The 430-nt window shown below is 51.2% G+C and carries 1 protein-coding gene; it reads right to left on the reverse strand.

Going from position 1 to position 430, the window contains the following annotated elements; all coding sequences use genetic code 11:
• Positions 1 to 70 precede the first annotated feature (70 nt).
• On the reverse strand, positions 71 to 430 hold a 360-nt coding region (locus ACTHUM_RS20065), incomplete at its 5' end, for a dihydrofolate reductase (RefSeq protein WP_440404016.1).

The raw sequence follows: 430 nt of genomic DNA on the forward strand, positions 1-430 counted from the left end.
AAACAAACGAAATAAAAAGGCCGTCTGAAACCTGAAAAACAGGGTTTCAGACGGCCTTTGCGTTGTCGGATTATGCCTTCACATAATGCACAAACGCGTATTCGATGCCTTTGGCGGAAACATGGTTTTCCCGAGAGGCTTCTTGCCATGTTTCTGTGGAAAACTCAGGAAAAAACGCATCGCCGTCCACATCCAAACCGACTTCGGTCAAACGCAAATCCGTGGCAATCGGCAGGGCTTGTGCATAAATTTGAGCGCCGCCCATGATGATGACTTCTTCAGCCCCCTGACACAAAGCCAGCGCATCTTCCAAAGAAGCCGCCGTTTGCGCACCTTCGGCCTGATAATCTTGGCGGGTGATGACGATATTTTGACGGCCGGGCAGCGGTTTGCGCGGCAGAGATTCCCATGTTTTGCGGCCCATAATGAC

Source organism: Neisseria sp. P0021.S006 (assembly GCF_051956895.1).